Genomic DNA, 21852 nt, shown 5'->3' with positions numbered 1-21852 from the left:
ACCGTCGTGCTCGGGACCGCCGTCAGAGCCGCAGGGCCGGGATACCGGTGGGATGAGGGCGGGCGGGCTCGGGGCGGCCGAGGACGAACCAGACGGTCTTGCCGCCCGAGGGGGAATAGGTGACACCCCAGTCGTCGGCGAGGGCGTCGACGATCTGCAGGCCCCGGCCACCGGTGGCCTCCATGTCGCGGGCGCACACGCGGGGCGCGCCCGTCCCGGGGTCGAAGAGCTCGCCGTGGACCAGCCCTCCGCCACCGCGGATTCGCAGTGCGCACGCGGCACCGCCGTGCTTGACGGCGTTGGTGACCAGCTCGCTGACGACCAGCACGCAGTCGTCTATGAGGTCGTCCGCACCCCACAGGGAGAGCTCCCGGCGAACCATCGAACGGGCGTCACGCACGCTCGACGGAGCGGCGGACAGCAGGCACTCGGCCGCGCACTCGGGGACGGCGTCGAGGTACGCCGCGGATGAGCTGTGGTGGAGAGACACCGCGCCTCCTTCTGATGGGAGCGCTCCCACAACAAAGGTAGAACATCTAACCGCATCTGTGAATTGATTTCGCCTTAATTGTTTCCGTCCTATGTCACGAAAGTGAGGAAAATTCACTTCATTGGCCGCCGTGGGGGGTCACCGGATATCACCCGGACCTCTTCGGTGCGGATTCCCCAGGTCACCGGCGGGCCACGGCCGCCGCACCGGAGGTCAGCGCAGCTGGGGAAGGACCTTCGCGCCGAACGCGTCGATGAAGGCGTCCTGCTGCCGGCCCACGTGGTGCAGGTAGATCTCCTCGAACCCCAGGTCCGCGTACTCGTTGATCCAGGCGGCGTGCCGGCCCAGGTCGGAGGAGACGTTGACCGCCTCGGCCACCTTCTCCCGCGAGACGTCCGCGGAGACCACGTCGAAGAGTTCGGCGGTCTCCAGATCCCAGCTCACCGGCGGGGAGAAGACGTTGCTCCGCCACTGGTCGTGGGCGATGTCCATGGCCTCGTCCTCGTTCTCGGCCCAGCTGAGGTGGACCTGGAGTGCCGCCTTTCCACGGCCGCCGGCGTCCCGATAGGCACCGACGACCTCGCGCAGCCGGTCGACGGGCCCGTTCACGGTGATCAGTCCGTCGGCCCACTCCGCGCACCAGCGGGCCGTCTCGACACTCACCGCCGCGCCGACCAGCTTCGGCGGGACGTCCGGGCGGCTCCACAGGCGGGCGCGGTCCACGGTCACCAGGCCGTCGTGGCTGACCTCCTCCCCCGCCAGCAGCGCCCGGATGATGTCGACGCACTCCCGCAACCGCCGCTTGCGGACCTCCTTGCGCGGCCAGCGCTCGCCGGTGATGTGCTCGTTGCTCGCCTCGCCGGTGCCGAGCGCGGCCCAGAAGCGCCCGGGGTACATCGCCCCGAGGGTACCGATCGCCTGGGCCACGATCGCGGGGTGGTAGCGCTGCCCGGGGGCGTTGACCACGCCGAACGGCAGGCCGGTGGCCTGCAGCGCCGCGCCCAGCCAGGACCAGGCGAACCCCGACTGCCCCTGCCGCCCGCTCCACGGGGAGAAGTGGTCCGACGACATCGCCGCCGCGAACCCCGCCTGCTCGGCCCGGGTGACCGCCTTCAGCAGTTCTGCCGGATGGATCTGCTCGTGTGAGGAGTGAAAGCCGTAGGTCGTCATCGTCCCCGGCTACCCGGAAGAGGGGCGTCCATTCCGGAAGGACGCGCCCGAGGGATGGCGGCGGCCGGTGCGGGCGGGGGTCGCGCCGCCGCGGGCACGGTCCCGGCCGGGGTCCGGCCGGGACCGTGCCCGCGGTCTCAGAAGGCCGAGGTGTAGGTGACCAGGGACGGGTAGTCGAGGCGGGTGCCGGCGTTGTAGCAGACGACGTTGCGAACGTACGCGGTACCTCCGCTGGTGGCCCAGAGGGTCTGCAGGTTGCAGAACTCCGGACCGGGTCCGTACGCGGTGACCTGGACGTGGTCCGGCAGGACTCCCACGATCGGGAAGAGCACCATGCGCTGGCCGACTCCCGAGCTCTGGACGGTGTTCAGCCCGCCCTGGGAGTTGTAGTTCACCGCCGGAGGAACCGGTCCGTACGGGCCGGGGTTGGCCGGGGTGTTGTCGAAGGTGTAGGCGAAGTTCTTCGGCGGGATCGCCGCGCCGGTGATGGCCCGCTCCCGCTGGTAGGTAAGGGTCCAGCCGGTGTTGAGCGGCGCGCTGGTCGCGTTGTGACAGCGCACCTGGACCGTCTGCGCGCCTCCGCTCGGGACCCAGTTGGCGACCTTGCACCGGGCGGGCTGAACGGAGTCGACCGCGGTGACCTGCAGGTTGCCGGCGAAGCCGGCCGAGCCCAGGCCGGGCAGAGTGACCGTCCAGGAGCCTCCGCCGCCGGCGACGGCGTTCCCCGCCCCGGCCGAGTTGAACTGGTTGACGATGGAGGTGCCGTCGTAGTACACGTAGCCGAGCGCCTCCGGCGCGGGCAGCAGGCCGGTGCTCTCCTCGAAGACGATGCTGTACGGGGTGGAGACCGGGGCCCCACCGTAGCGATAGCACTGCACCGCCACCACCAGGTCGGCCCCCGCGGGTCCCCACTTCTGCACCTGGCACCAGTAGGCGGTCTGGGAGATCGCCGTGACGTGGACCACGCCCTTGGTGGTCGCGATCTGCGGGAACCTCACGAACGTCTGCCCTACCCCGCCCGGGGAGACGGTGACGTTGAAGCCTCCCGGCCAGCTACCGGCCTGGTGGCCGGGGTTGGGGATACCCGAGGTGACGTCGACGACGGCGAAACCCCATCTGTCGGGGACGGCCGCCTGCGCGGCCGTGACGCCCGTCGCCAGCATGGCGACGACACAAAGGATTCCTGTGATCACTATGAGTAACTGACGCACGCGGTTCTCCATCGGCTCGGGGGGGTTGGGCGACCAGACGTGACGGTGGCACCGGGAGCTCGGCGGCAGAGAATGGACCGTCTGGGATCACAATTCGCTCCGAGTTCTTGATAACCCGCGCGGCATCCCTTGAGAAGACCCAACCTTACCGGGAGGATGACCCATCTTCGCTGATCAGGTCAGTGTTCGGACCAGATGAGCGGATCTTCCCAAAGGCGATCAACGGTCATTTCGCCGAGTACCGTATGAACATGCACAGCCGATCCGCCAGGATCCATGAGACAGGGTGTGAGACCGTGCCGGAGCACGAACCGAACGTTCCGCGTGTCATGTGGCGACTGCTGGAGCCTCTGCACGCCGTCACCTACTTCGCCCCGGAGGCTCGGGCGGCGTCCGACGCGGTCGGCATGCGCGGCTTCTGGATGGGGTACTTCGCGACCAGGGCGGCGCCGCTCGGACCGGTCGGCCCCGACGTCGTCACGGCCGCCTTCCACGGCTTCCCTCCGGCCAAGGTCTCCAGGGCACTCCCCGACGCGTGGACGTTCGCGACCCCCGGCGACGTGCTCCGCGCCCGGCTCGACGGGGCGAAGGCGGCGCTGCGGAACCTGCTCACCGACGAGGTGGCCGGCCCGGACGACCTGCGCGCGGCGGCCGACCTCGCCTGGCGGGCCGCCCGGCTCGCCGACACCGCCGGCCGGGTGCTGAGCGCGGCCAACCAGGCGCTGCCGGCGCCGGACGAGCCGCACCTGCTGCTCTGGCAGGCCGCGACCACGCTGCGCGAACATCGGGGAGACGGGCACGTGGCCGCGCTCGTCGCCCACGGCGTCTCCCCCACCCAGGCCCATCTGCTCAAGGTCGCCGCCGGGGAGACGGACCTGGACCTGCTGCGCGTGGCACGCCCCTGGCCGGACGAGGAGTGGCAGTCCGGTGCCGCCGCCCTGCGCGAGCGCGGATGGGTCGACGCCTCCGGCGCTCTCACGGCCGAGGGCACCCGGGTGCGCGCGCGGATCGAACGGCTGACCGACGAGGCCGCGGCCGGTCCCTGGCGGGCCCTCGGTGACGAGCGGACCTCCGTCCTCGCCCGGCTGCTCCGCCCGCTGACCGAGGCCGTCGTGAAGGCGGGCATCCCGCCGACGCTGAGCCCGATCGGCCTGCCGGCCGGAAGCGAGAACGGCCGGGAGCTCTCGCTCCCGGCCTTCCCCTCGAAGATCGGCTGAGGTCGGGGGCGGCGGGAGACCCGCCGCCCCGTCGTGGATCAGCTGAACGGCAGCCGTACGAGGGACTGGTTGCCGACGCCGAGGGCGGTGGTGCCGTTGCCGATGGCGCTCCAGACCTCGACCTTCACCTGGCCTCCCGACAGGTTGCCGAGCGTCCCCGAGGCGGACTGCGGCCCCGCGCCCTGCGTGTAGTGCTCCCAGCCCGTCACCGGGTCGGTGGCGAAGTAGGCGTAGGTCTCCACCCTGTCCCAGCTCCCGTTGCCGGTCAGATCGTAGGAGACGCGGATCTGGGTGCCGTTGGCGACCGTGGTGCCCGCGTCCACGAAGAGGTCGAACGTGGTGGAGCCGCCGTTGTAGGTGCCGGTGAGGCCGGTCGCCGTGAAGACCTGCGCGTTGGTCGGGGTGCCGTCGCGGTTGCCGTTGGCGGCGGCCAGCGTGACGGTGCCCGCGCTGCCCGCCGTGCCCGGCAGCCCGCCACCGGACTGCAGGTAGCGCGTCGCGGTGAAGGGGCCCACCGTCGGGGTCGGGGTGGGGGTCGAGGTGGGCGTGGGAGTCGGGTCGGGGCCGGTGGTGCCCCCGTTGGCGTTGCCGCCGCTCCAGGTGAGGGCTCCCGAGGTGACGGTCTTGCCCGCAGGCACGTTGAGCGTCGTGCCGTTGGAGAAGGTCACCGTGATCGCGCTGCCGGTGATGTTGGACGCGACATAGGTCCGGGCGCCGTTCTTGCTGAACACCTTGGCCAGCGGGTGGTTGGCGGTCACCGAGTTGTCCACGTTGCCCAGAGCTGCCAGGTTGCGGATCCAGTGGAAGGTGTGAGCCCTGCTCTCCCCCTCCTCCGGGGTGAAGCCTCCGCCTGCCCTGAGGTTCGCCAGTGCCGTGTCGCCGTTGCCCAGGGCGAGGAACTCCCAGATGATGTCCTGCCACACCGTGGGCGGGCCGCCGTTGTTGCGTACCAGTTCGTTGTAGTTGGTGGTCACGTAGCCGGGGTTGTCGCCCAGGTAGAAGTGCCCGCCGGTGACCGGGAGCATGTTGATGCCCTGGATCATCTCCGGCTCGGCGCTGAACCAGGTGGCGTAGGCGGCGCCGGAGCCCCAGACCATGCCGACGGTGCTGTGGCCGAAGGCGGCGGGGAAGTTCTGGTCGCGCACGTCGAACCAGTACTCCTGGATCGCCGCGTTCTGGGTCGTGTAGATGTAGATGCCCGCGTCGCGGACCGCGGTGTTGCCGGTGGCCTGTCCCCACTGGATGAGGGCGTTGGCGAAGTTCATGCCCTCGGACGAGGACTCCTGGTTGTTGCCCGAGCCGAACGAGCCGTGCCCGGCCGCCCAGTCGTGGCCCGCGTAGATGTCGAAGTCACGCAGGTACGGGAAGCGGGTGTCGTCGCGGTCGTAGTTGTTGGCGTCGCGGATCAGCAGGTCCACCATGCCGCCGTACTGGCTGGTCTTCGCCCAGTTGGGGTCGAACTTGGCCAGGGTCGCGGCGGCCGCGATGTAGTAGCCGTAGTGGAAGTGGTGGTCGTTGAGCTCCAGGTCGGAGCCGTACGAGGCCGGGTAGCCGAGCAGGGTTCCCCAGGCCGGGTTGTAGTAGAAGACCCGGCTGGTCTTGCCGGGTGAGGCGGTGAACCAGTCGTTGAGGCGGGTGCGGATGGCGTTCAGCGCGGCGGTGCGCACCGACGTCAGGTTGAGCTGGTCGGCGATCTCCGCGATGCGGGCGGCCCTGCCCAGGCCCTTGCCCGTCCAGTAGGTGTCGTCGCCGCGGTTGTCCATCGGGTTGCCGAGTTCGGCGTTGAGGTGGTTGGTGATCGTGGTGAGGTCGGCGCCCGAGTTGTCGGCCACCGCGGGAACCTCGGGCAGCACACCGGTGTACTTCATCGACGTTCTGAACTGCGTACCGGTGACGATCTTCATCTGGCCGCGCGCCGAGACGTAGGTCTGCGCCAGCGGCGTGGAGCCGGTCAGGTGGTTCCACTGGTGCGGGTAGAGCGCGATGACCGTGCCGGTCGCGCTGCCCTGCCTGGCCGTGGTGGTGAAGGCATACGTCGTGGTGAGCGTGCTGTTGGACGGCGTGTAGGAGTACGAGACCCGGGTGCCGGTGACGTGCGCGTGCGCGTACTGGCCGTAGGTGTTCGCCAGGGTCGCGCGGTCGCCGCCCGCGGGCAGCGCCGCCACCGAGAAGAAGCCCTTGCCCGCGAGGGACGAGCTGATCGTCGTGCCGCTCACCGACCAGGTCGCGCCGGTCGGGGCGTAGGCGACGTAGTCGCGGCCGCCCGCGGTGAAACCGATGGTGGCGCCGCTGTTGGACCAGACCGAGGGGGTGCCGGCCGCGGTGATCTGCGCGTCGCCGCCGGTGATCTGGAAGTAGGCGAACGGCAGGCCATGGCCGATGGTGGCCTTCATGGTCCGGCCGCCACCGCTCCAGTACGGGGTGACGGTCCAGTCGCTCCAGCCGTCGACCTTGACGTCCGGCGAGTTCAGGCCCGCGACACCGACCCTGATGTTCTCGACGTACGGGTAGTGGTACTCCCCCACCCCGGTGGCGGTGCCGCTGATCTGCGGGGTGGTGTTGTAGGAGAAGCCGAGGCCATTGCCGAAGGTGTCGTAGGAGATCGGGTGGGCATGCAGCGGCTCGCCGTACGCGCAGTCGGTCTTCTTGAACAGGATCGACGACCACCAGTCGTTGGTGGGCACGGCTCCGGCAGGGGCGTTGGCCGTCACCCACTGGCGGGGGTTGGTGGAGAGGGAGCCGCAGCCGGTCGGCAGCGAGCGGCCGGCCGGGAGGGTGTCGGCGTAGCCACCGGCGCCGACCGTGGCCGCCTCGGCGGAGTGGGCGGCGCCGAGGCCGAGCAGCCCGGCCACCAGCGCGACGGCCACGCCGGCGGCGAGGCGCCTGCGGCGGGTCCGGATGCGGTGGGCGAGTCGTCCTTCGCGGGGATACGCGTTGTCCGGACCCGTGGTCCGGATCGAGGGATCCATTGGGGGGTGCCTCCGGGGAGAGGAGTCGGGCTCCGAAGCGGACCGGAATGAGAGAGCGCTCTCTCACCGCAAAGTAACGGCCCGCGTCACAGCAGTCAACGTTTCGCGTTGGTAACGAATAAGTAAAGAGCAGATATGCAGGCGGGACGGCATAGGCCCAGAAAACAGGGCGTTCCATCGCATGACACCCGCACCTCGCCCCCGCAGGCGACACATCGCCCCCCTGGCCAACAATCAAGAAATGGGCCTATCCTGATCTGAGAGCGCTCTCAGCAGTGATCGACATCCAGCATCGGCCGACCGCCGGCCACCTCCACTTCCAGCTCCCGCGCGGCCCTCTCCGCCGGACCCGGCACCTCCGCCCGCGCGCGCCTGCCCATCGGCGCGGCGGCCGCAACTGGCGGAACGGTGACAAAATCAAGGCTGGACACTCAGCGTGACGGCTAATTTACTGTGCGTGACCATTCAGGCACTCCCCGTCCCAGGAGAGATCATGCGAAGCAGGAAGCTCATGACCGTCACCCTGAGCGTCGCCGTCGGCATCGCGAGCCTGACCGCGATAACCGCCTCCGTATCCGCCGCCGCCGACACGGAGGCCGCGGCCGACTTCACGGGCTACCAGATCGTCAAGCTCCCGAACGCCAACGTCCCCAACTTCCAGCGCCGCGTGGTCCGCTGCCCCGCCGGGAAGAAGGCCGTCGGCGGCGGCGCCGAGGCACAGGGCAACCAGGCCGTCCTGGTGGGTTCCTTCCCCACCGATGACGGCGGCGGCTGGATCGGCCTCGGCCGCCAGCCCGGTTACAACGACGTCGGCATCAGCGTCTACGCGATCTGCGCCAACGTCGGCTGATCACCACCCCGGAGATCGCGGGTCCAGGTCCTGGCCGTGCCGGTCAGGACCTGGACCCGCGATTCGCCGGCAGCGACCCGGCCGATCGAATGCTGTTCACCGACAGGAACCGCCTAAACCACACAGGCGACTACGTACCATTACTCCCAGAGTCCCCATGATCATGAGGATGCGACTCGACAACCGCGGTGGATCGGCGGCGGGTGGCTCATGCCACCCTTCGGTCTCCGAGTCGCGCATAGGCCGCGGGGTCGCAGAGCCCAGCCGATTCCTTGACGCTTTTCTGGCGGTGCGCACAGCCTGGGCAGGGCATCGATCCGCAAACGGTCACCAAGGGGGACAGATGCCGGGCAAACAGCGGATCCTGCGGCTGCTGGCGTGCGGACAGGGCTATGTGGAGATCGGCGAGATGCTCGGCATGCCACCGGGGCGGGCCTACCTGGTCGCGACCGGCGTGCCCGCCGACGGCGGCGACACGGTGACCCGGGAGCAGCGCGAGCGTCCCGGGATGCTGCCCTCGCGCAGCCAGCGTCTGGTCAATCCACGGGAGGTGAATCCGTCGGCGCGGGGCAACGTGCACCAGTGGATGCGTCGGCGCGCCTGGTCCGACCCGCAGATGCGCGCCAACGCGGGACAGGCTCGATGAGCCGGCGCGTCCCGTTCCGCTCCTGGCCGTTGTTGCGCCAGCTCACCGGCCCCGACCGGCTGGGAAGGGGGGCTGCCGTCAAGTCGCGGCGCAGCGAGGAGTCGACCGCGCGCACCGCGTCCGCCGATCGCGTGGTCAAGTCCGTGTGCCCCTACTGCGCCGTCGGCTGCGCCCAGAACGTCTACGTCCGCGGCGAGAAGGTGGTGCAGATCGAGGGCGACCCCGACTCCCCGGTCAGCCGGGGGCGGCTGTGCCCCAAGGGGGCCGCGAGCCTCCAGCTCACGACGGGGCCGGGGCGCCATCACAGGGTGCTGTACCGGCCGCCGTACGGGCGCGACTGGCAGGAGATCGGGCTCGACGAGGCGATGGAGATGGTCGCCGACCGGATCATCGCCACCCGGCGCGCCACCTGGGAGTGGGAACGCGACGGCAGGCGCACCGCCAGGACCATGGGCATCGCCGCCCTCGGCGGGGCCACCCTGGACAACGAGGAGAACTACCTGATCAAGAAGCTGCTGACCGCGCTCGGGGTGGTGCAGATCGAGAACCAGGCCCGGGTGTGCCACAGCTCGACCGTGGTCGGCCTGGGCTCCTCCTTCGGCCGGGGCGGCGCCACGACCTTCATGCAGGACCTTCAGCACTCGGACTGCATCGTCATCGAAGGCTCCAACTTCGCCGAAGCTCATCCGGTGGGCTTCCAGTGGGTGATGGAGGCCAAGGCGCGCGGCGCCGTCGTGATCCACGTGGACCCCCGATACACGCGCACCAGCGCCCTGGCCGACCTGCACGTGCCGATCCGCGTCGGCACCGATGTCGCCTTCCTCGGCGGAATCATCCACCACGTGCTGGAGAACGAACTGTACTTCCGCGAGTACGTCCTCAACTACACCAACGCGGCCACCCTCATCACCGAGGAGTACCGCGACACCGAGGACCTCGACGGGCTGTTCTCCGGCTTCAACGCCGACACCCGCCACTACGACTTCGAGACCTGGCAGTACCAGGGCATGCGGGTCGTGGCCGCCGCCGGCGACCGGGACGAGGACTACGAGCGGCACGACGAGGGCAGGCGTTCCAGCGGATGGCGATGGCCAACCTCGACTGGCTCGTCGTGCGCGACTTCACCCTGATCGAGAGCGCCACCTGGTGGAAGGACGGCCCGGAGATCGAGACCGGGGAACTGGCCACACAGGCCATCGGCACAGAGGTGTTCTTCTTCCCCGCCGCCGCCCACACCGAGAAGAGCGGCAGCTTCACCAACACCAACCGGATGCTGCAGTGGCACCACCAGGCGGTCGAGCCGTCCGGCGACGCCCGCAGCGACCTGTGGTTCATGTACCACCTCGGCCGGATCATCCGCCGCAGGCTCGCCGGCTCCACCGACCCCATGGACGCCCCGATCCTGGATCTCACCTGGGACTACCCCACCGAGGGGCGGGTCGCGGAGCCGGTCGCCGAAGCCGTGCTCGCCGAGATCAACGGCTGGGACGCCGAGGGCCGCCCCCTGTCCGCGTACACCGCCCTGAAGGACGACGGTTCGACCGCGTGCGGCTGCTGGATCTACTGCGGCGTGTACGCCGACGGCGTCAACCAGGCCGCACGCCGCAAACCGGCCGAGGAGCAGGACTGGATCGCCGCGGAGTGGGCCTGGGCCTGGCCCGCCAACCGGCGCGTGCTGTACAACCGGGCCTCCGCCGATCCCGAGGGCCGCCCGTGGAGCGAAAGCAAACGGCTGGTGTGGTGGGAGCGGATGGGCTTCTTCACCGACACCAGTGTCTGCATCGGCTGCAAGGCATGCGAGGTCGCCTGCAAGGAGTGGAACGCGATCCCCGACGACCCGCTCGGCTTCACCGGCATGTCCTACGACAACACCGGCGGCCTGGGCGCCTCGACCTGGCGGCACGTCGCCTTCATCGAGCAGCCGGGCCGCACTGCCGGGGCCGACGGCGCCGAGTTCCGCTGGCTGATGTCCTCCGACGTGTGCAAGCACTGCACCCACGCCGCCTGCCTGGACGTCTGCCCCACCGGGTCGCTGTTCCGCACCGAGTTCGGCACCGTGGTCGTGCAGGAGGACATCTGCAACGGGTGCGGCTACTGCGTGCCCGCGTGCCCGTACGGCGTGATCGCCCGCAGGGAGCGGGACGGCCTGGCCTGGAAGTGCACCATGTGCTATGACCGGCTCGGCGTCGGCCAGGAGCCGGCCTGCGCCAAGAGCTGCCCGACCGACTCCATCCAGTTCGGCGAGCTGTCCGAGTTGCGGGCGCGCGCCGAGCGCAGGCTCGCGCGGTTGCACGAGGCCGGCGTGGGCTCGGCCCGCCTGTACGGCCACGACCCCGGCGACGGCGTCGGCGGGACGGGCGCGTTCTCCCTGCTGCTGGACGAGCCGGAAGTGTACGGCCTGCCGCCCGATCCCGTGGACCGACCACGACATCGCCGGCTACCTCTTCCTCGGCGGGCTGGCCGGGGCCTCCTCCACGCTGGCCGCCGCGGCGGACCTGACCGGGCGGCGATGCCTGGCGCGGGCGGCCAAGGCCGGTGCCGCCTGCGCGCTCGGCGGCTCCCTGTACACCCTCATCCACGACCTCGGCCGTCCGGCCCGGTTCCTCAACATGCTTCGGGTGTTCAAGGTCACCTCGCCGATGAGCGTGGGGGCCTGGATTCTCGGCGCGTACGGGCCGCCGGCCGGCCTCGCCGCGCTGACCGCCGTCACCGGCCGCCTGCCGCGGACCGGGCGCGCGGCGACCGCCACCGCCGGGCTGATCGGCCCCGCCCTCGCGACCTACACCGCCGCGCTCATCGCCGACACGGCCGTGCCGGTGTGGCACGAGGCGTACCGCGAACTGCCCTGGCTGTTCGCGGGCTCCGCCGCTGCCTCGGCCGGTGGCCTGGGCATGCTGGCCGCCCCCGTCTCCGAGGCCGGCCCCATCTCGCCGTGGCGGGCGCACTGGCCGAGTACGCCGCCGCCCGCCGCATGGAGCGTCGGCTCGGCATGGTCGCCCGCCCGCTGGGCACAGGGCGGGGCGGCGTCCTGCTGCGCCTGGGCAAGGCCCTGAACATGACCGGGGCGGTGGCCGCGCAGACCCTCGCCCGCCGCGACAGGACCGCGGCCGTCGGCGCCGGAGCGGCCCTGCTGGCCGGAGCCCTGTGCACCCGCTTCGGCATCTTCCACGCGGGCCTGGAATCGTCCCGGGACCCGCGGTACACCGTCCAACCGCAACGCGCCCGCCTGGAGGAGGCGGCCGCCCGGGAGAGTGGGTCGTGAACCGGTTGAAGTCCTACCTGCCGCTGACAGCCATCGTCATCCTCACCTGCGGTACGGCGTGGTGGACCGCTCGTCACGGACCCCGGCGAAGCCGATACGACAGGGTTCGATGACGCGCGGCCGGCGCCCGTGCCGCCGTCCGCTACGAGTTGCCGGTACCCGACCAGCGCGCCCTGAGCCCGGCCGACCGGCGGGAACTGTACGTCCACCAGCGGCCTCACTGACCCGGATCGTGCCCGCGCGGAACATCGGCAAGATCAAAGGAGAGGATGTGACCGGCCCCTGCACCGAACCGGCTACCGGGGGCGGTTCAGCGTGAACGTGGCGGCGAATCCGATGCCGACGCCGCCGCGTTGCCGGCCGCGCAGCGCACGGCGAAGACGACCGTGATCATCACCGCTCCCTGCCCGGACGCCGATGGGTGCCCCGCTCGGATTTGGCCAGGAACGGCGAGCGGCCCAGGATGACGATTCCCGCCACCAGCGCGATCAGGCCCGCGACCTCGCCCGCGAGGGCGAGTGGGTCCACGCGCAGGCGCTCGCCGAGGATCGCCACGCCCAGCACGATCCCGATGACGGGCTCGGCCGCGGTGGTGGCCGGCAGGGAGACGCGCAGCGGCGCGGCGTCGAAGGCGCTCTGGTTGAGCAGGATGCCCAGCACCGCGACCACGAGCAATGTGTACGGCTGCCAGATGGTCAGCAGCCCGGTGAGTCCCTGCCCCGCCCGCTCCAGCGTGACCAGCGAGGCGCGGGTCAGCACGTCCTGGATCCCGTACAGCGTGCCCGCTGCCGCTGCCAGCAGCATCGCCTTGACCGGCAGCGCGGCTCGTACCGCCACCAGCACCAGCACGGCCGCCAGGATCAGCGTGGCCAGGATGGCCACCCACACCACCGAGGTCGAGCCGGGCACGCCGCCGCCCTGCGGCTGCCCGGACAGCAGGAACATCGCGACTCCCCCGCTGACCAGCACCGCTCCCAGCCACTCCCACCGGCCCAGGCGCTCCCGGTATGCGACCGCCGCCACGGCCAGGGCGAAGATGAGGTTGGTCGCCAGGAGCGGTTCGACGCGGGCGACGTCGGCACGCTGCAGGGCCAGCGCGCCGAGGACCTGGCCGAAGATCATCGCGGCGATGCCGCGTAGCCACAGTGGTTTGCGGATCAGGTCCAGGAGCAGGCGCGGGTGCAGCATCTCCCCCAGCGGTTCGGTGTAGGCCGCGTGCTGCTGAGCCACGAACCCCAGTCCGAGCAGGCCCGAGGCCGCCAGCCCCAGCAGCACGGTGACGATCACAGGACTGACGCCTGCCGGTCCCGCATCGCCACCTCCACGAATCCGCCGGATGAACCCAGGGAGGTATTTACCCACTTGTCCGATGACGTGGCGATGTCTGCAGAAACAGGATCACGCGGAGATCAACTCATCCACCACTCCGCTGGAGGTGACCGCGCGCCCGGGCCCGGAAACGACTGTGGGCACCCCCGCCGGAAGCGAGGATGCCCATGTCGTCGGCCTGTACCAAAGTGCGCCGCCAGGGACTCGAACCCCGGACCCGCTGATTAAGAGTCAGCTGCTCTAACCAACTGAGCTAGCGGCGCCCGACCTCGACAAGACTACCGGACCCGGCGCTGTAGTCCGTACATGAGCCGACATATGAGCATGTTATTTCGCGGAGTGGGGTGGGGGATGGAATCGCGCGGCCACCTGCGGTTCGAGAGGGGCCGCGCGGTGTTCCGTACCGGCCGGCCCGGACGGATCCCGTTTAGGGCTCCTCGCTCGGGTACTTGGTCCGGAGCCCGGAGAATCCAAGTCAAAGGAGATGTTCGATCATGCAGCCTGAGCTCTGGAACTACCGCGCCGACGTGTACGGCCAGGACAGGACGCTCGATGTCGCCGGGTACCACGTGGAGGCCACCGACGGGAAGATCGGCTCTGTCGACGAGGCGACGTACGAGGTCGGCGAGAGCTACCTCGTCGTCGACACCGGCCCGTGGATCTTCGGCAAGAAGGTCCTCCTGCCGGCGAGCACCGTGACCCAGATCGACCCGCAGGAGAAGAAGGTCTACGTCGCGCGCACCAAGCACGAGATCAAGGGCGCGCCCGAGTTCGACGAGGCCAACTTCAAGGAGCCCGCCTACCGGGACCGCGTCGGCGAGTACTACGGCCGCTTCCCGTTCGGGAGCGGACCGGGCACCGTCTGATCCGGAACGCCGGAAACGAGAGGGGCCCCGCCATCTGGCGGGGCCCCTCTCGTTTCCGATACCGCCCCGGAAGGTCCGGCCGGCGTTTCAGGGCCAGGTCGGGTCGCCCGAGGAGTCGAGGGAGTCGGGGATGACGTCGAGGCGCCCGAGAAGGGTGAGGAAGGTGGAGGCGTACGGGGAGTCCTGCACGACGGCGGCGACGCGGTTCCAGTCGACCTGCTCGCGCAGCGCACGGACCTGGGGCAGCAGCGAGCCGTAGTCGCAGGTGTGCTCGGAGAACGGCAGCAGCCACGAGATGACCAGGTCGGTGGCCTCCAGGACGGGCAGGATCACCGCCGAGGTCTTCATCGGCTCGGCTCGCTTCAGCAACTCCGGGGTGATCGGATGGTCGCAGATCGAGAAGATCAGATCCACCAGCCTGCCCTCGTCGAATGCCTTGACCAGCCAGTCCTCCGGCGGCTTGACCGTCTCGAAGCCCAGCTTGGCCAGCGCTTCGAGCGCGAGCGGCACGTCCTCGACAGGGAGAACGAAGTCGACGTCGTGCAGCGAGGGTGCGGCTCCGCGCGCGTACGCCGCGCAACCTCCGGCGAGCGCGAACCTGACATCCGCCTCTTTCAGCCCGCTGCTCGCCCGCTTCAGCGTTTCCAGGATTGCGTCCGTGACCTCATGACTGTGGCTTCCCATGGCTCACGCGTACCCCATAGCCTCCACGGTAGGCATGCCGGACTTTGACTCGGGTAAACGGAGCGTATGGTTCAGGTCGAACATACGCAAAAAGAAACCCCCCATCCCGGAGAAAGCCGTAAGGAACGCGTCGACCGCGAGCTCGGCGAGCTTCTACAGGGCCTGCGTGTCGCGGTCACCGGCGTGCAGGTGCTTTTCGCCTTCCTGCTGACGCTGCCGTTCGCTGCGGGCTTCAACAAGGTGGACGCCCTGGGGCACTGGCTGTTCTTCATCGCCCTGCTGAGCGCCGCCATCGCGTCCGTCTGCTTCATCACCCCCGCCGCCCAGCACCGCCTGCTGTTCCGGACCGGGCTGAAGGAGAAGATGCTGCACCGCGCCAACGGGCTCGGCATAGCGGGGGCCGCCGGGCTCGCGATCGCGATGACGAGCTCGGTCGCGCTGGTCGCGGAGACGGTCATCAACGCCTGGCCCGCGGCGGTGTTCGGCGGAGTCGTGGCCCTGTCCAGCGCCTGGCTGTGGTTCGTGCAGCCAATAATCGATCTGTACCGAACAGAGGATGACGATGACGAGGATGTTAAGTCATGAATTGTGAGGGCAGAGGCCGGTTATGGCTACTCTACTTTGGATCATCGCAGTTATCCTCGTCATCTCCGGGATCTATGTGATCCTGGCCCGTCGCGACCTCCTCTGGGGGATCGTCCTCATCGTCCTCGGTTTCCTCGTCGGCCCCGGGGGTGTGAGCATCTTCAATGTCTGACGCGGGCCCCGCGCTCGCGAAAACACCTGTTCGATGTCAACCCACTAGATTATTCGACGCGAGTTTCGCGCTCGCAGAAACGCAAGTCGCCCCGAACTCCCAAGAAGCCTCGCGGGCCGGGTCTCCCCGGCCCGCTTCTTCATGTCCCCCCTCCCCCACCGCCGACGGCCCCCGTGGCGGTGCGCCCGGTGGCGCGGGGGAGGGGGCGGCGCCCGTCCACCCCCGCGCGCCGCTTGACCGCGACGCGACAGGAGACTCCCCGGCCTTCAGGCCGGGGAGGGTTTCAAAGGAGGTACACCCCGTACGCCCGGCCCAGCACCGGCAGCGCCACGTTGCGCACCCGGATGCCGCCCGGGGTGACGCCCTTCTCCGTACCGGCGTGCGCGTGCCCGTGGATGATCAGGTCGGCCCCCTCGGCGTCGACCGCCTCGGCCAGCAGGTAGCTGCCGAGGAAGGGGTAGATCTCCAGCGGTTCCCCTTCGAGGGTGTCCTTGACCGGCGAGTAGTGGGACAGCACGATCCGGTAGTCGGCCTCCATCTCCTTCAGCGCCACCCGCCAGCGATCGGCGATCCGCTTGGTGTGGCCGACGAACGCCTTGATCTCCGGCTCGCCGAAGTCGCTGGCGCACTTGCCCGCGTACCCTCCGCCGAAGCCCTTGCCCCCGGCCACGCCGAGCCGCACCCCGTCGATGTCGATCACTGTCGCGTCGTCGTGCAGGACCTCGATCCCGGCCCCGCGCAACAGCGCGGCGATCTCGGCGGGCCGGTCGGAGTGGTGGTCGTGGTTGCCGAGCACGGCCACCACCGGGATCGGCAGGTCGCGGAACTCCTCCGCCACCACCTCCCCCTCCTCCATGGTGCCGTGCCGGGTCAGGTCGCCGGCGAGCAGCAGCACGTCGGCCCGATCCTCGATGCCGTCGAGCCGCCTGCGGTAATTCCCCTTGAGACTCTCGTCCAGGTGCACGTCCCCGACCGCCGCGATCCGCAGCGCGCTCACAGTTGCTCCTCCCTCACCGGCTCCACCACGCTCACGACATCGATCTCGTTGTGGACGGCCAGGCCGGGGGCCGCCTCCCCGGCCACCTTGGCGATCAGTTCGCGGCGGTCGGCGCTGGTGACCTGGCCGCGCAGGTAGAGCTGATCACTTCGGACATCCACCCGGACGCCGAGTTCCGTGGTTCTCTCGTCCTCGGCGAGCGCGCGCTGCACACGCGCGGCGACGTACTGCGGAGCCTCCATCGTCGAACTCCTTTCCGTCCAAAAAAGCTCGCCTTCCCAGGGAGCTAAAGGTCAAACACGTTTAAAGCACTCGCTGAGGGCAGAGGAGACGGCTGTGCCCAGGACGCGGGCACGCCTGCCCCGCATGACCCGGTGGAGACGTGCCTATGAAGATCGCCATGGTTTCAGAGCATGCCAGCCCCCTCGCGACCGTCGGCGGAGCCGACGCCGGAGGCCAGAACGTCCACGTCGCCGCCCTCTCCATCGCGCTCGCCACGCGCGGGCACGAGGTGACGGTCTACACCCGCAGGGAGTGCGCCTTCCAGCAGGAGAGTGTCGCCCTGGCCCCCGGGGTCACGGTGGTCCATGTCCCGGCCGGCCCGGCCATGACCCTGTCCAAGGACGACCTGCTCCCCTGGATGCCGGACTTCGGCCTGTGGCTGGCCAGGCGCTGGAACGCCGCACCGCCCGACATGGTGCACAGCCACTTCTGGATGAGCGGCCTGGCGGCCCTGGTCGCCGCGAGGGAGGTCGACGTCCCCGTCGCACACACCTTCCACGCCCTCGGTACGGTCAAGCTCCGCCACCAGGGCTCGGCGGACACCAGCCCGCGCGAGCGTCTCGGGATCGAGGCGATGATCGCCCACCAGGCGGACGCGGTCGTCGCGACCTGCGCCGACGAGGTGGCGGAACTGCGCCGGATGGGCGTACCGCACCGCCGTACGAGCGTCGTGCCCTGCGGCGTCGACGTGCGCTCCTTCACCCCGGTGGGCCCGCGCGCCGATCTCGGTCCGGGCCCCGTCCTGCTCGCCATCGGCCGTCCCGTGCCCCGCAAGGGCGTGGACACCACGGTCCAGGCCCTCGCCCACGTCCCCGGCGCCAGGCTGCTCGTCGCCGGCGGCCACCCGGACGACCCCGAGGTGGGCCGGCTCTCGCGGGCGGCCGTCAGGCACGGCGTGGCGGACCGCGTCAGGTTCCTCGGCAAGGTGGCCCGCGAGCGCGTCCCGGTCCTGATGCGCTCGGTGCACGCCGTGGTCAGCATGCCCTGGTACGAGCCGTTCGGCATCGTGCCGGTGGAGGCCATGGCCTGCGGGGTGCCGGTGGTGGCGTCCGCGGTGGGCGGGCACCTGGACACCGTCGTCCCCGGGGTCACCGGCCTGCTGGTCCCGCCTCGCGAGCCGCGCACGCTGGGGGACGCGCTGCGCCGGCTGCTCGCCGCGCCGGGCCTGCTGGCGGCGTACGGCGCCGCCGCCGCCGTACGGGCACGCACCGACTACGACTGGAACAAGATCGCCGCCCAGACCGCCGCCGTGTACGCGGGGGTGCTCTCCTCCCACGCCCCGGCATGGCGGAAGGGCGGCGCCCGCTCGTACCCGGGCGTCGCCTGACGGCTCCCCGGTCCCGGAATCAGGACGGAAAACCAGAAAGGCCCCCGGTCCCGTCGGGACCGGGGGCCTTCGGCCGGAGATCGGGCGCCGGGCCCCGAAGGGCCCGGCAGTCGATCACTTGCCGGTGGCTCTGTGGATACTGCGCGCCGCGGAACGGTCGATCGCGGCCTTGACCACACCGAAGATCGCTCCCTGGATGGCAGCCGCCACGAGAACCTCTCGCCAGCCGTACTCATCCGATGTCGCCTGGGGCGCGTCGTCCTTGCCCGACGCGAACTTCCAGACCTGCTTGAAGACGGCTCCGGCGATCGCGCCACCGAGCATTCCACTCGCGGCGCTCATACTGCGGGATACGACCCTGCTCAACGTCTCGCCCTCCGTTCGATTGACCGGAAGGCACGCCTACCCTTCCGGACCGGTACCTAACTCACACGACCGGGGGGTCGTTGTAGTGCCGCTCCTCGTAGACGCGACGGTGGGTGACCGGGTCCTCGACCACGGTGGTGGCCGTCGAGTCCGCCACCGCCCGGCGGGCGATGCTGAGCCGGTACACGGCGAACAGGAGCCATGCGAGACCGCCGATCATCAGGATGACACCGACGATGTTGATGTCGAATCCGGCGATGTCGAATTCGACCGCCCAGGTGAGAATGGCGCCGAGCATGATGAGAATGATGCCGCCTGCGATGGTCATGGGATCTCCTCCTTCGAGCCAACGCATCACATCTATCCCCCACACGGCTCCCAAACGTCACCCGGCGGAGACAGCTGCCGACCACGGCGTTCCCACGGACGTCACGGGCCTGACGACCTCGGAAAAGTCGTCAGGCCCGTGGGTCGCCGGCGCGGAGCCGGTCACTGGGCGGGCAGGACCGCGCCCTTGTACCTGTCCTCGATGAACTTCTTGACCTCGGCGCCGGCCAGGATCTCGGCGAGCTTCTTGATCCGGGGGTCGTCCACCTTGGCGGGGACGGTGACCAGGCCGTTGGCGTACGGGTTGCCCTCGCCCTTCTCCAGGAGCAGGGAGTCGGTCGCGGGCTGCAGCCCGGCCTCCAGGGCGTAGTTGCCGTTGACGATCGCGGCGTCCACGTCCTCCAGGGAGCGGGGCAGCTGGGCGGCCTCAAGGGGCTTGAACTCCAGCTTCTTGGGGTTGTCGGCGACGTCGCGCTCGGTGGCCTTGACGCCGACGCCCTCGGCGAGGGTGATCAGGCCGTTGTCGGCCAGCAGCTTGAGCGAGCGGCCGAGGTTGCTCGCGTCGTTGGGCACGGCCACCTGGGCGCCCTCGGCGAGCTCGGAGACGTTCTTGATCTTCTTGGAGTACAGGCCGAGCGGCTCGATGTGGACCGGGGCGACCCAGCTGAGCTGGATGTTCTTGCCCTTGGAGAACTCCTCCAGGTACGGGATGTGCTGGAAGTAGTTCGCGTCCAGGTTGCCCTCGTCGAGCTGGGTGTTGGGCTGGACGTAGTCGGTGAACTCGACGATCTCCAGGTTCAGCCCGGCGCCGGCGGCGAGGTTGTCCTTGACGTACTTGAGCACCTCGCCGTGGGGTACGGGGTTGACCCCGACCTTGAGCGGGGCGTCGGCCTTCGGCGTTCCGTCGGCCGGTTGGGCCGTGTCGGTGGACGTCCCCCCGCATCCGGCCAGGGTCCCGGCCAGGATCAGTCCGGCCACGATCCCGAATATCTTGCGCATGATTCTCCCCTAATTCCCCTTACAGCTGGTAGGAAATATCTCACAGAAGCGGGGAAAGGGACAAATCCTTACTTGTCACGCAAAGCCAGCATCTGCGCGATCTGCGCTGTACGCGAGATATCGACGCGTTTTGCCATCTCGGTGACCTTGGCGTGCAGCCCGGTCGCGACCTCCACCTTGGCCATCTGGGAGGCGTCGTCCTGCTGGGCGATGAGCATGTCGAGGAACCTTCTCTCGAACTCGGCCGGGGGCGCCGCGGTGAGCGCCGCCACCTCCTCGTCACTCACCCCGGGCATCCCGCCGTGCGCGGCGTGCTCGTCGTCCGGCGCCGTCGCGGGCTGCCCCCAGGCGGCCAGCAGGCCGGACATGGTGCTGGACTCGCGCTCCTGGGTCACGCCGATCGCCTCGGCGAGCTCGGAGACCTCGGGGCGGACCTGCCGCTCCCGCGCCAGCCGCACCAGCCGCACCACCTGCGCGTTGTGCGGCACCATCATCTGCAGGAACATCACGTCGGGGGCGTTGAAGGCGACCCCCTCGGCGGTCCCCGTCGGCGGGGCGGGCGACGGGCTGGGCACCCCCTGACCCGCACCGTGTCCGTCGTGCGCGTCGTGGCCGGAATCCTGGCCGGCACTCCGGGCGGCGGCGCCGTGCCCCGCGTGACCGGACGCGCCGCCCCGAAGCTCCTGGATGCTGTGGGCACCGCAGCCCGCGAGCAGCAGGACGCCCAGGACGACCGCCGGGACCGCACGTCTCATCGAATACCTCCAGGGTGGAGACCCCGGACTCTGACCCCGGGGGAGGAAGCGCGGCACGGTGCCGCGTGTTTCGGCGTGGTGCTCGGTGTGCTGTGCGGCGGCGAGGACCGGTCCGCCGTGCGCGTGCCGCGCGGCGCCCTCGCCGTCGGGCAGGCGGAACCGGTGCGGGACCTCGGGGGGAACGCCCGGCCGGGACGGTGGCTCGTCCCGGCCGGACGTCAACGGGTCAGACGCGCTGCCAGAGAGCCGGCACGTTCGGCGGCTCCCAGCCCGCCAGCGCGGTGTGCGCCTGCAGGCACCGGTAGGTCACGCCCCCGTAGGTCACCGTGGCGCCCGCCGCATAGGCGGTGCCCGCCTGCCAGGTGCCGCCCGGCTGGCTCGTCGGGGTGACGGTCGGGGTCGGCGTCGGGGTCGACGTGGGGGTCACCGTCGGGGTCGGTGTGGGACTGGGATCGCCTCCCCCGCCGAAGTTCACGTCCGAGCAGGTGTAGAAGGCCTCGGTGCTGCCCACGACGCGCTGCCAGATCGAGAAGATGAGCTGGCGGCCGCTCCGCTGCGGGAGGTTGATCGTCCAGTTGGTGAACGTGCTGGGGTTCTGGTTGTTGAAGGTCCTGATGTGCTCCAGGTCCGACCACTTCAGCGGCTGGGTCGGGTTCCAGCTCTGCTTGGTGATGTAGAACTCGAAGTTGCTGTTCGCGTGCGGCGCGGTCGCGTGGTAGGTGACCGTCAGCGGCCCCGGGGAGACCTGGGTGGCGGGCCAGTCGGCCCTGGTGAGGTTGAGTCCCCGGTACTTGTCGCGCCCGGCGCCGCAGAGCTGGCCGTCGGGAATGATCTGGCGGTGGTTGCCGCCGGCTTCGAGCCGGGACACCTCGTGCCAGTCGTAGAAGGCCTGGGTGCCTCCGGCCGCGACGGCCGCCTTACAGGCGTCGGACTTGGGGGTCTCCGGACCCTCCGTCTTGCAGACGTAGGCCCGGCTGGGCGGGTTCGACATGGAACCGTGGGCGACCGCCGCGGTGGACGGCAGCAGCGCGAGCAGGGACCCTACGCTGAGCGCCGCGGCGGCACCGGTGGCCACCTTGTGTCGCAGATGCACGTGGACTCCTCCTGGGTCGGGGAATGGAGGCAGGACATGTCCAACGAGCCGACGGATAGCACGTTATTAACAAGAAACCTTACTAAGAGTACGTCCCATAATGCCAGTCGGACGAGGATACAGATCCCTGACCGGCACGATCCCAGGCCCCACCGAGCGGGTTCCGCGCCCCCGCCCGACCGCGCCTCCGTTCACCGGAACCCCGAGCCCCGGGCCGGCACGACCTCGCCCCTGCCGTACCGGCCCCGAGCTTCC

General features: G+C 70.1%; 21 protein-coding genes, 1 tRNA gene and 2 pseudogenes. 10 read left to right on the top strand and 14 right to left on the bottom strand.

Annotated elements, in window-relative coordinates:
- Nucleotides 1-22: 22 nt before the first annotated feature.
- The 3 genes from AB0K21_RS07655 to AB0K21_RS07645 all read right to left on the bottom strand — a co-directional run bounded on the left by AB0K21_RS07655 (nucleotide 23) and on the right by AB0K21_RS07645 (nucleotide 2871).
- Nucleotides 23-490 (bottom strand): ATP-binding protein, encoded by a 468-nt coding sequence (locus tag AB0K21_RS07655; protein WP_343962896.1) that lies wholly within the window; start codon nucleotides 488-490, stop codon nucleotides 23-25.
- A gap of 213 nt (nucleotides 491-703) precedes the next feature.
- On the bottom strand, nucleotides 704-1660 hold the full coding sequence (locus tag AB0K21_RS07650; RefSeq protein ID WP_343962899.1) for a TIGR03885 family FMN-dependent LLM class oxidoreductase: 957 nt from the start codon (nucleotides 1658-1660) through the stop codon (nucleotides 704-706).
- A gap of 137 nt (nucleotides 1661-1797) precedes the next feature.
- Nucleotides 1798-2871, bottom strand: a complete 1074-nt coding sequence (locus tag AB0K21_RS07645; RefSeq protein WP_364148631.1) for a hypothetical protein — start codon at nucleotides 2869-2871, stop codon at nucleotides 1798-1800.
- Nucleotides 2872-3167: 296 nt separating this feature from the next.
- Here AB0K21_RS07645 and AB0K21_RS07640 point away from each other — a divergent pair, with 296 nt between their 5' ends.
- Nucleotides 3168-4088: a hypothetical protein gene (locus tag AB0K21_RS07640; protein WP_364148629.1), complete on the top strand. Its 921-nt coding sequence runs from the start codon at nucleotides 3168-3170 to the stop codon at nucleotides 4086-4088.
- 38 nt (nucleotides 4089-4126) lie between these two features.
- On the opposite strand, the gene AB0K21_RS07635 is transcribed toward AB0K21_RS07640, so the two are convergent.
- Complete coding sequence (locus AB0K21_RS07635; RefSeq protein ID WP_343962905.1) at nucleotides 4127-7057, bottom strand: glycosyl hydrolase; 2931 nt, start codon at nucleotides 7055-7057, stop codon at nucleotides 4127-4129.
- Nucleotides 7058-7550: 493 nt separating this feature from the next.
- On the opposite strand from AB0K21_RS07635, the gene AB0K21_RS07630 reads away from it, so the two are divergent.
- The 5 genes and pseudogenes from AB0K21_RS07630 (at nucleotide 7551) to AB0K21_RS07610 (ending at nucleotide 11815) form a co-directional block, all read left to right on the top strand.
- Entirely contained in the window at nucleotides 7551-7907 is a 357-nt protein-coding gene (locus AB0K21_RS07630; protein ID WP_343962907.1) for a hypothetical protein, read from the top strand.
- A gap of 343 nt (nucleotides 7908-8250) precedes the next feature.
- Entirely contained in the window at nucleotides 8251-8553 is a 303-nt protein-coding gene (locus AB0K21_RS07625) for a hypothetical protein (protein WP_343962909.1), read from the top strand.
- Nucleotides 8550-10300: pseudogene (locus AB0K21_RS07620) on the top strand (molybdopterin-dependent oxidoreductase); the annotation flags it as partial. The gene AB0K21_RS07625 and the pseudogene AB0K21_RS07620, both read left to right, overlap by 4 nt.
- Nucleotides 10301-10303: 3 nt before the next feature.
- A pseudogene (locus AB0K21_RS07615) lies at nucleotides 10304-11606 on the top strand (4Fe-4S dicluster domain-containing protein).
- Nucleotides 11543-11815: a hypothetical protein gene (locus tag AB0K21_RS07610; RefSeq protein WP_364148626.1), complete on the top strand. Its 273-nt coding sequence runs from the start codon at nucleotides 11543-11545 to the stop codon at nucleotides 11813-11815. Before AB0K21_RS07615 ends, AB0K21_RS07610 begins: the two are co-directional and overlap by 64 nt.
- 393 nt (nucleotides 11816-12208) lie before the next feature.
- Here AB0K21_RS07610 and AB0K21_RS07605 read toward each other — a convergent pair whose 3' ends face one another.
- Entirely contained in the window at nucleotides 12209-13102 is an 894-nt protein-coding gene (locus AB0K21_RS07605) for a DMT family transporter (protein WP_343962913.1), read from the bottom strand.
- Nucleotides 13103-13333: 231 nt separating this feature from the next.
- Nucleotides 13334-13407: transfer RNA gene (locus tag AB0K21_RS07600), tRNA-Lys, on the bottom strand.
- A gap of 231 nt (nucleotides 13408-13638) precedes the next feature.
- Between AB0K21_RS07600 and AB0K21_RS07595 the strand changes: the two genes are divergently transcribed.
- Entirely contained in the window at nucleotides 13639-14010 is a 372-nt protein-coding gene (locus AB0K21_RS07595; protein WP_343962915.1) for a PRC-barrel domain containing protein, read from the top strand.
- 87 nt (nucleotides 14011-14097) lie between these two features.
- Here the strand turns inward: AB0K21_RS07595 and AB0K21_RS07590 are convergent, their stop codons facing one another.
- A complete protein-coding gene (locus AB0K21_RS07590) occupies nucleotides 14098-14694 on the bottom strand; it encodes a hypothetical protein (RefSeq protein WP_343962917.1) in 597 nt (198 codons plus the stop codon).
- A 66-nt stretch (nucleotides 14695-14760) separates the two neighbouring features.
- Between AB0K21_RS07590 and AB0K21_RS07585 the strand changes: the two genes are divergently transcribed.
- Nucleotides 14761-15279, top strand: a complete 519-nt coding sequence (locus AB0K21_RS07585) for a DUF6328 family protein (protein WP_343962919.1) — start codon at nucleotides 14761-14763, stop codon at nucleotides 15277-15279.
- 22 nt (nucleotides 15280-15301) lie between these two features.
- Nucleotides 15302-15451 (top strand): GPGG-motif small membrane protein, encoded by a 150-nt coding sequence (locus tag AB0K21_RS07580; protein ID WP_165959640.1) that lies wholly within the window; start codon nucleotides 15302-15304, stop codon nucleotides 15449-15451.
- Nucleotides 15452-15734: 283 nt separating this feature from the next.
- On the opposite strand, the gene AB0K21_RS07575 is transcribed toward AB0K21_RS07580, so the two are convergent.
- A complete protein-coding gene (locus AB0K21_RS07575; RefSeq protein WP_343962926.1) occupies nucleotides 15735-16448 on the bottom strand; it encodes a metallophosphoesterase in 714 nt (237 codons plus the stop codon).
- Complete coding sequence (locus AB0K21_RS07570; protein WP_343962927.1) at nucleotides 16445-16690, bottom strand: BON domain-containing protein; 246 nt, start codon at nucleotides 16688-16690, stop codon at nucleotides 16445-16447. The genes AB0K21_RS07575 and AB0K21_RS07570 overlap by 4 nt, the downstream gene beginning before the upstream one ends.
- Nucleotides 16691-16848: 158 nt before the next feature.
- Between AB0K21_RS07570 and AB0K21_RS07565 the strand changes: the two genes are divergently transcribed.
- A complete protein-coding gene (locus AB0K21_RS07565; protein ID WP_364148622.1) occupies nucleotides 16849-18057 on the top strand; it encodes a glycosyltransferase in 1209 nt (402 codons plus the stop codon).
- 114 nt (nucleotides 18058-18171) lie between these two features.
- Here the strand turns inward: AB0K21_RS07565 and AB0K21_RS07560 are convergent, their stop codons facing one another.
- The 5 genes from AB0K21_RS07560 to AB0K21_RS07540 form a co-directional block, all read right to left on the bottom strand.
- A complete protein-coding gene (locus AB0K21_RS07560; RefSeq protein ID WP_030913067.1) occupies nucleotides 18172-18399 on the bottom strand; it encodes a DUF4235 domain-containing protein in 228 nt (75 codons plus the stop codon).
- A gap of 85 nt (nucleotides 18400-18484) precedes the next feature.
- Nucleotides 18485-18751 carry a DUF6458 family protein gene (locus AB0K21_RS07555; protein WP_343962929.1) on the bottom strand — a complete coding sequence of 89 codons (267 nt, stop codon included), beginning with the start codon at nucleotides 18749-18751 and terminating at the stop codon, nucleotides 18485-18487.
- A gap of 161 nt (nucleotides 18752-18912) precedes the next feature.
- The gene (locus AB0K21_RS07550) at nucleotides 18913-19749 is read right to left on the bottom strand and encodes a MetQ/NlpA family ABC transporter substrate-binding protein (RefSeq protein WP_343962930.1); all 837 of its coding nucleotides are present in this window, start codon (nucleotides 19747-19749) and stop codon (nucleotides 18913-18915) included.
- A gap of 68 nt (nucleotides 19750-19817) precedes the next feature.
- Complete coding sequence (locus AB0K21_RS07545) at nucleotides 19818-20504, bottom strand: DUF305 domain-containing protein (RefSeq protein WP_343962931.1); 687 nt, start codon at nucleotides 20502-20504, stop codon at nucleotides 19818-19820.
- A gap of 226 nt (nucleotides 20505-20730) precedes the next feature.
- Nucleotides 20731-21597 (bottom strand): lytic polysaccharide monooxygenase, encoded by an 867-nt coding sequence (locus AB0K21_RS07540; protein WP_343962932.1) that lies wholly within the window; start codon nucleotides 21595-21597, stop codon nucleotides 20731-20733.
- Between the last annotated feature and the right edge of the window lie 255 nt (nucleotides 21598-21852).

The organism is Streptosporangium sp. NPDC049248 (genome assembly GCF_040678965.1).
Taxonomy (GTDB): domain Bacteria; phylum Actinomycetota; class Actinomycetes; order Streptosporangiales; family Streptosporangiaceae; genus Streptosporangium; species Streptosporangium fukuiense.
The sequence above is the reverse complement of the archived record's forward strand: the minus strand, read 5'-3'. Positions and strand labels throughout refer to the sequence as shown.

Bases quoted from the DNA above. Each gene is read 5' to 3' on its own strand.
- AB0K21_RS07650 (WP_343962899.1), bottom strand. From the start codon at position 1,660: ATGACGACCTACGGCTTTCACTCCTCACACGAGCAGATCCATCCGGCA.
- AB0K21_RS07635 (WP_343962905.1), bottom strand. From the start codon at position 7,057: ATGGATCCCTCGATCCGGACCACGGGTCCGGACAACGCGTATCCCCGC.
- AB0K21_RS07630 (WP_343962907.1), top strand. From the start codon at position 7,551: ATGCGAAGCAGGAAGCTCATGACCGTCACCCTGAGCGTCGCCGTCGGC.
- AB0K21_RS07625 (WP_343962909.1), top strand. From the start codon at position 8,251: ATGCCGGGCAAACAGCGGATCCTGCGGCTGCTGGCGTGCGGACAGGGC.
- AB0K21_RS07610 (WP_364148626.1), top strand. From the start codon at position 11,543: ATGGTCGCCCGCCCGCTGGGCACAGGGCGGGGCGGCGTCCTGCTGCGC.
- AB0K21_RS07595 (WP_343962915.1), top strand. From the start codon at position 13,639: ATGCAGCCTGAGCTCTGGAACTACCGCGCCGACGTGTACGGCCAGGAC.
- AB0K21_RS07590 (WP_343962917.1), bottom strand. From the start codon at position 14,694: ATGGGAAGCCACAGTCATGAGGTCACGGACGCAATCCTGGAAACGCTG.
- AB0K21_RS07585 (WP_343962919.1), top strand. From the start codon at position 14,761: ATGGTTCAGGTCGAACATACGCAAAAAGAAACCCCCCATCCCGGAGAA.
- AB0K21_RS07580 (WP_165959640.1), top strand. From the start codon at position 15,302: ATGGCTACTCTACTTTGGATCATCGCAGTTATCCTCGTCATCTCCGGG.
- AB0K21_RS07570 (WP_343962927.1), bottom strand. From the start codon at position 16,690: ATGGAGGCTCCGCAGTACGTCGCCGCGCGTGTGCAGCGCGCGCTCGCC.
- AB0K21_RS07565 (WP_364148622.1), top strand. From the start codon at position 16,849: ATGGTTTCAGAGCATGCCAGCCCCCTCGCGACCGTCGGCGGAGCCGAC.
- AB0K21_RS07560 (WP_030913067.1), bottom strand. From the start codon at position 18,399: ATGAGCGCCGCGAGTGGAATGCTCGGTGGCGCGATCGCCGGAGCCGTC.
- AB0K21_RS07555 (WP_343962929.1), bottom strand. From the start codon at position 18,751: ATGACCATCGCAGGCGGCATCATTCTCATCATGCTCGGCGCCATTCTC.
- AB0K21_RS07550 (WP_343962930.1), bottom strand. From the start codon at position 19,749: ATGCGCAAGATATTCGGGATCGTGGCCGGACTGATCCTGGCCGGGACC.
- AB0K21_RS07545 (WP_343962931.1), bottom strand. From the start codon at position 20,504: ATGAGACGTGCGGTCCCGGCGGTCGTCCTGGGCGTCCTGCTGCTCGCG.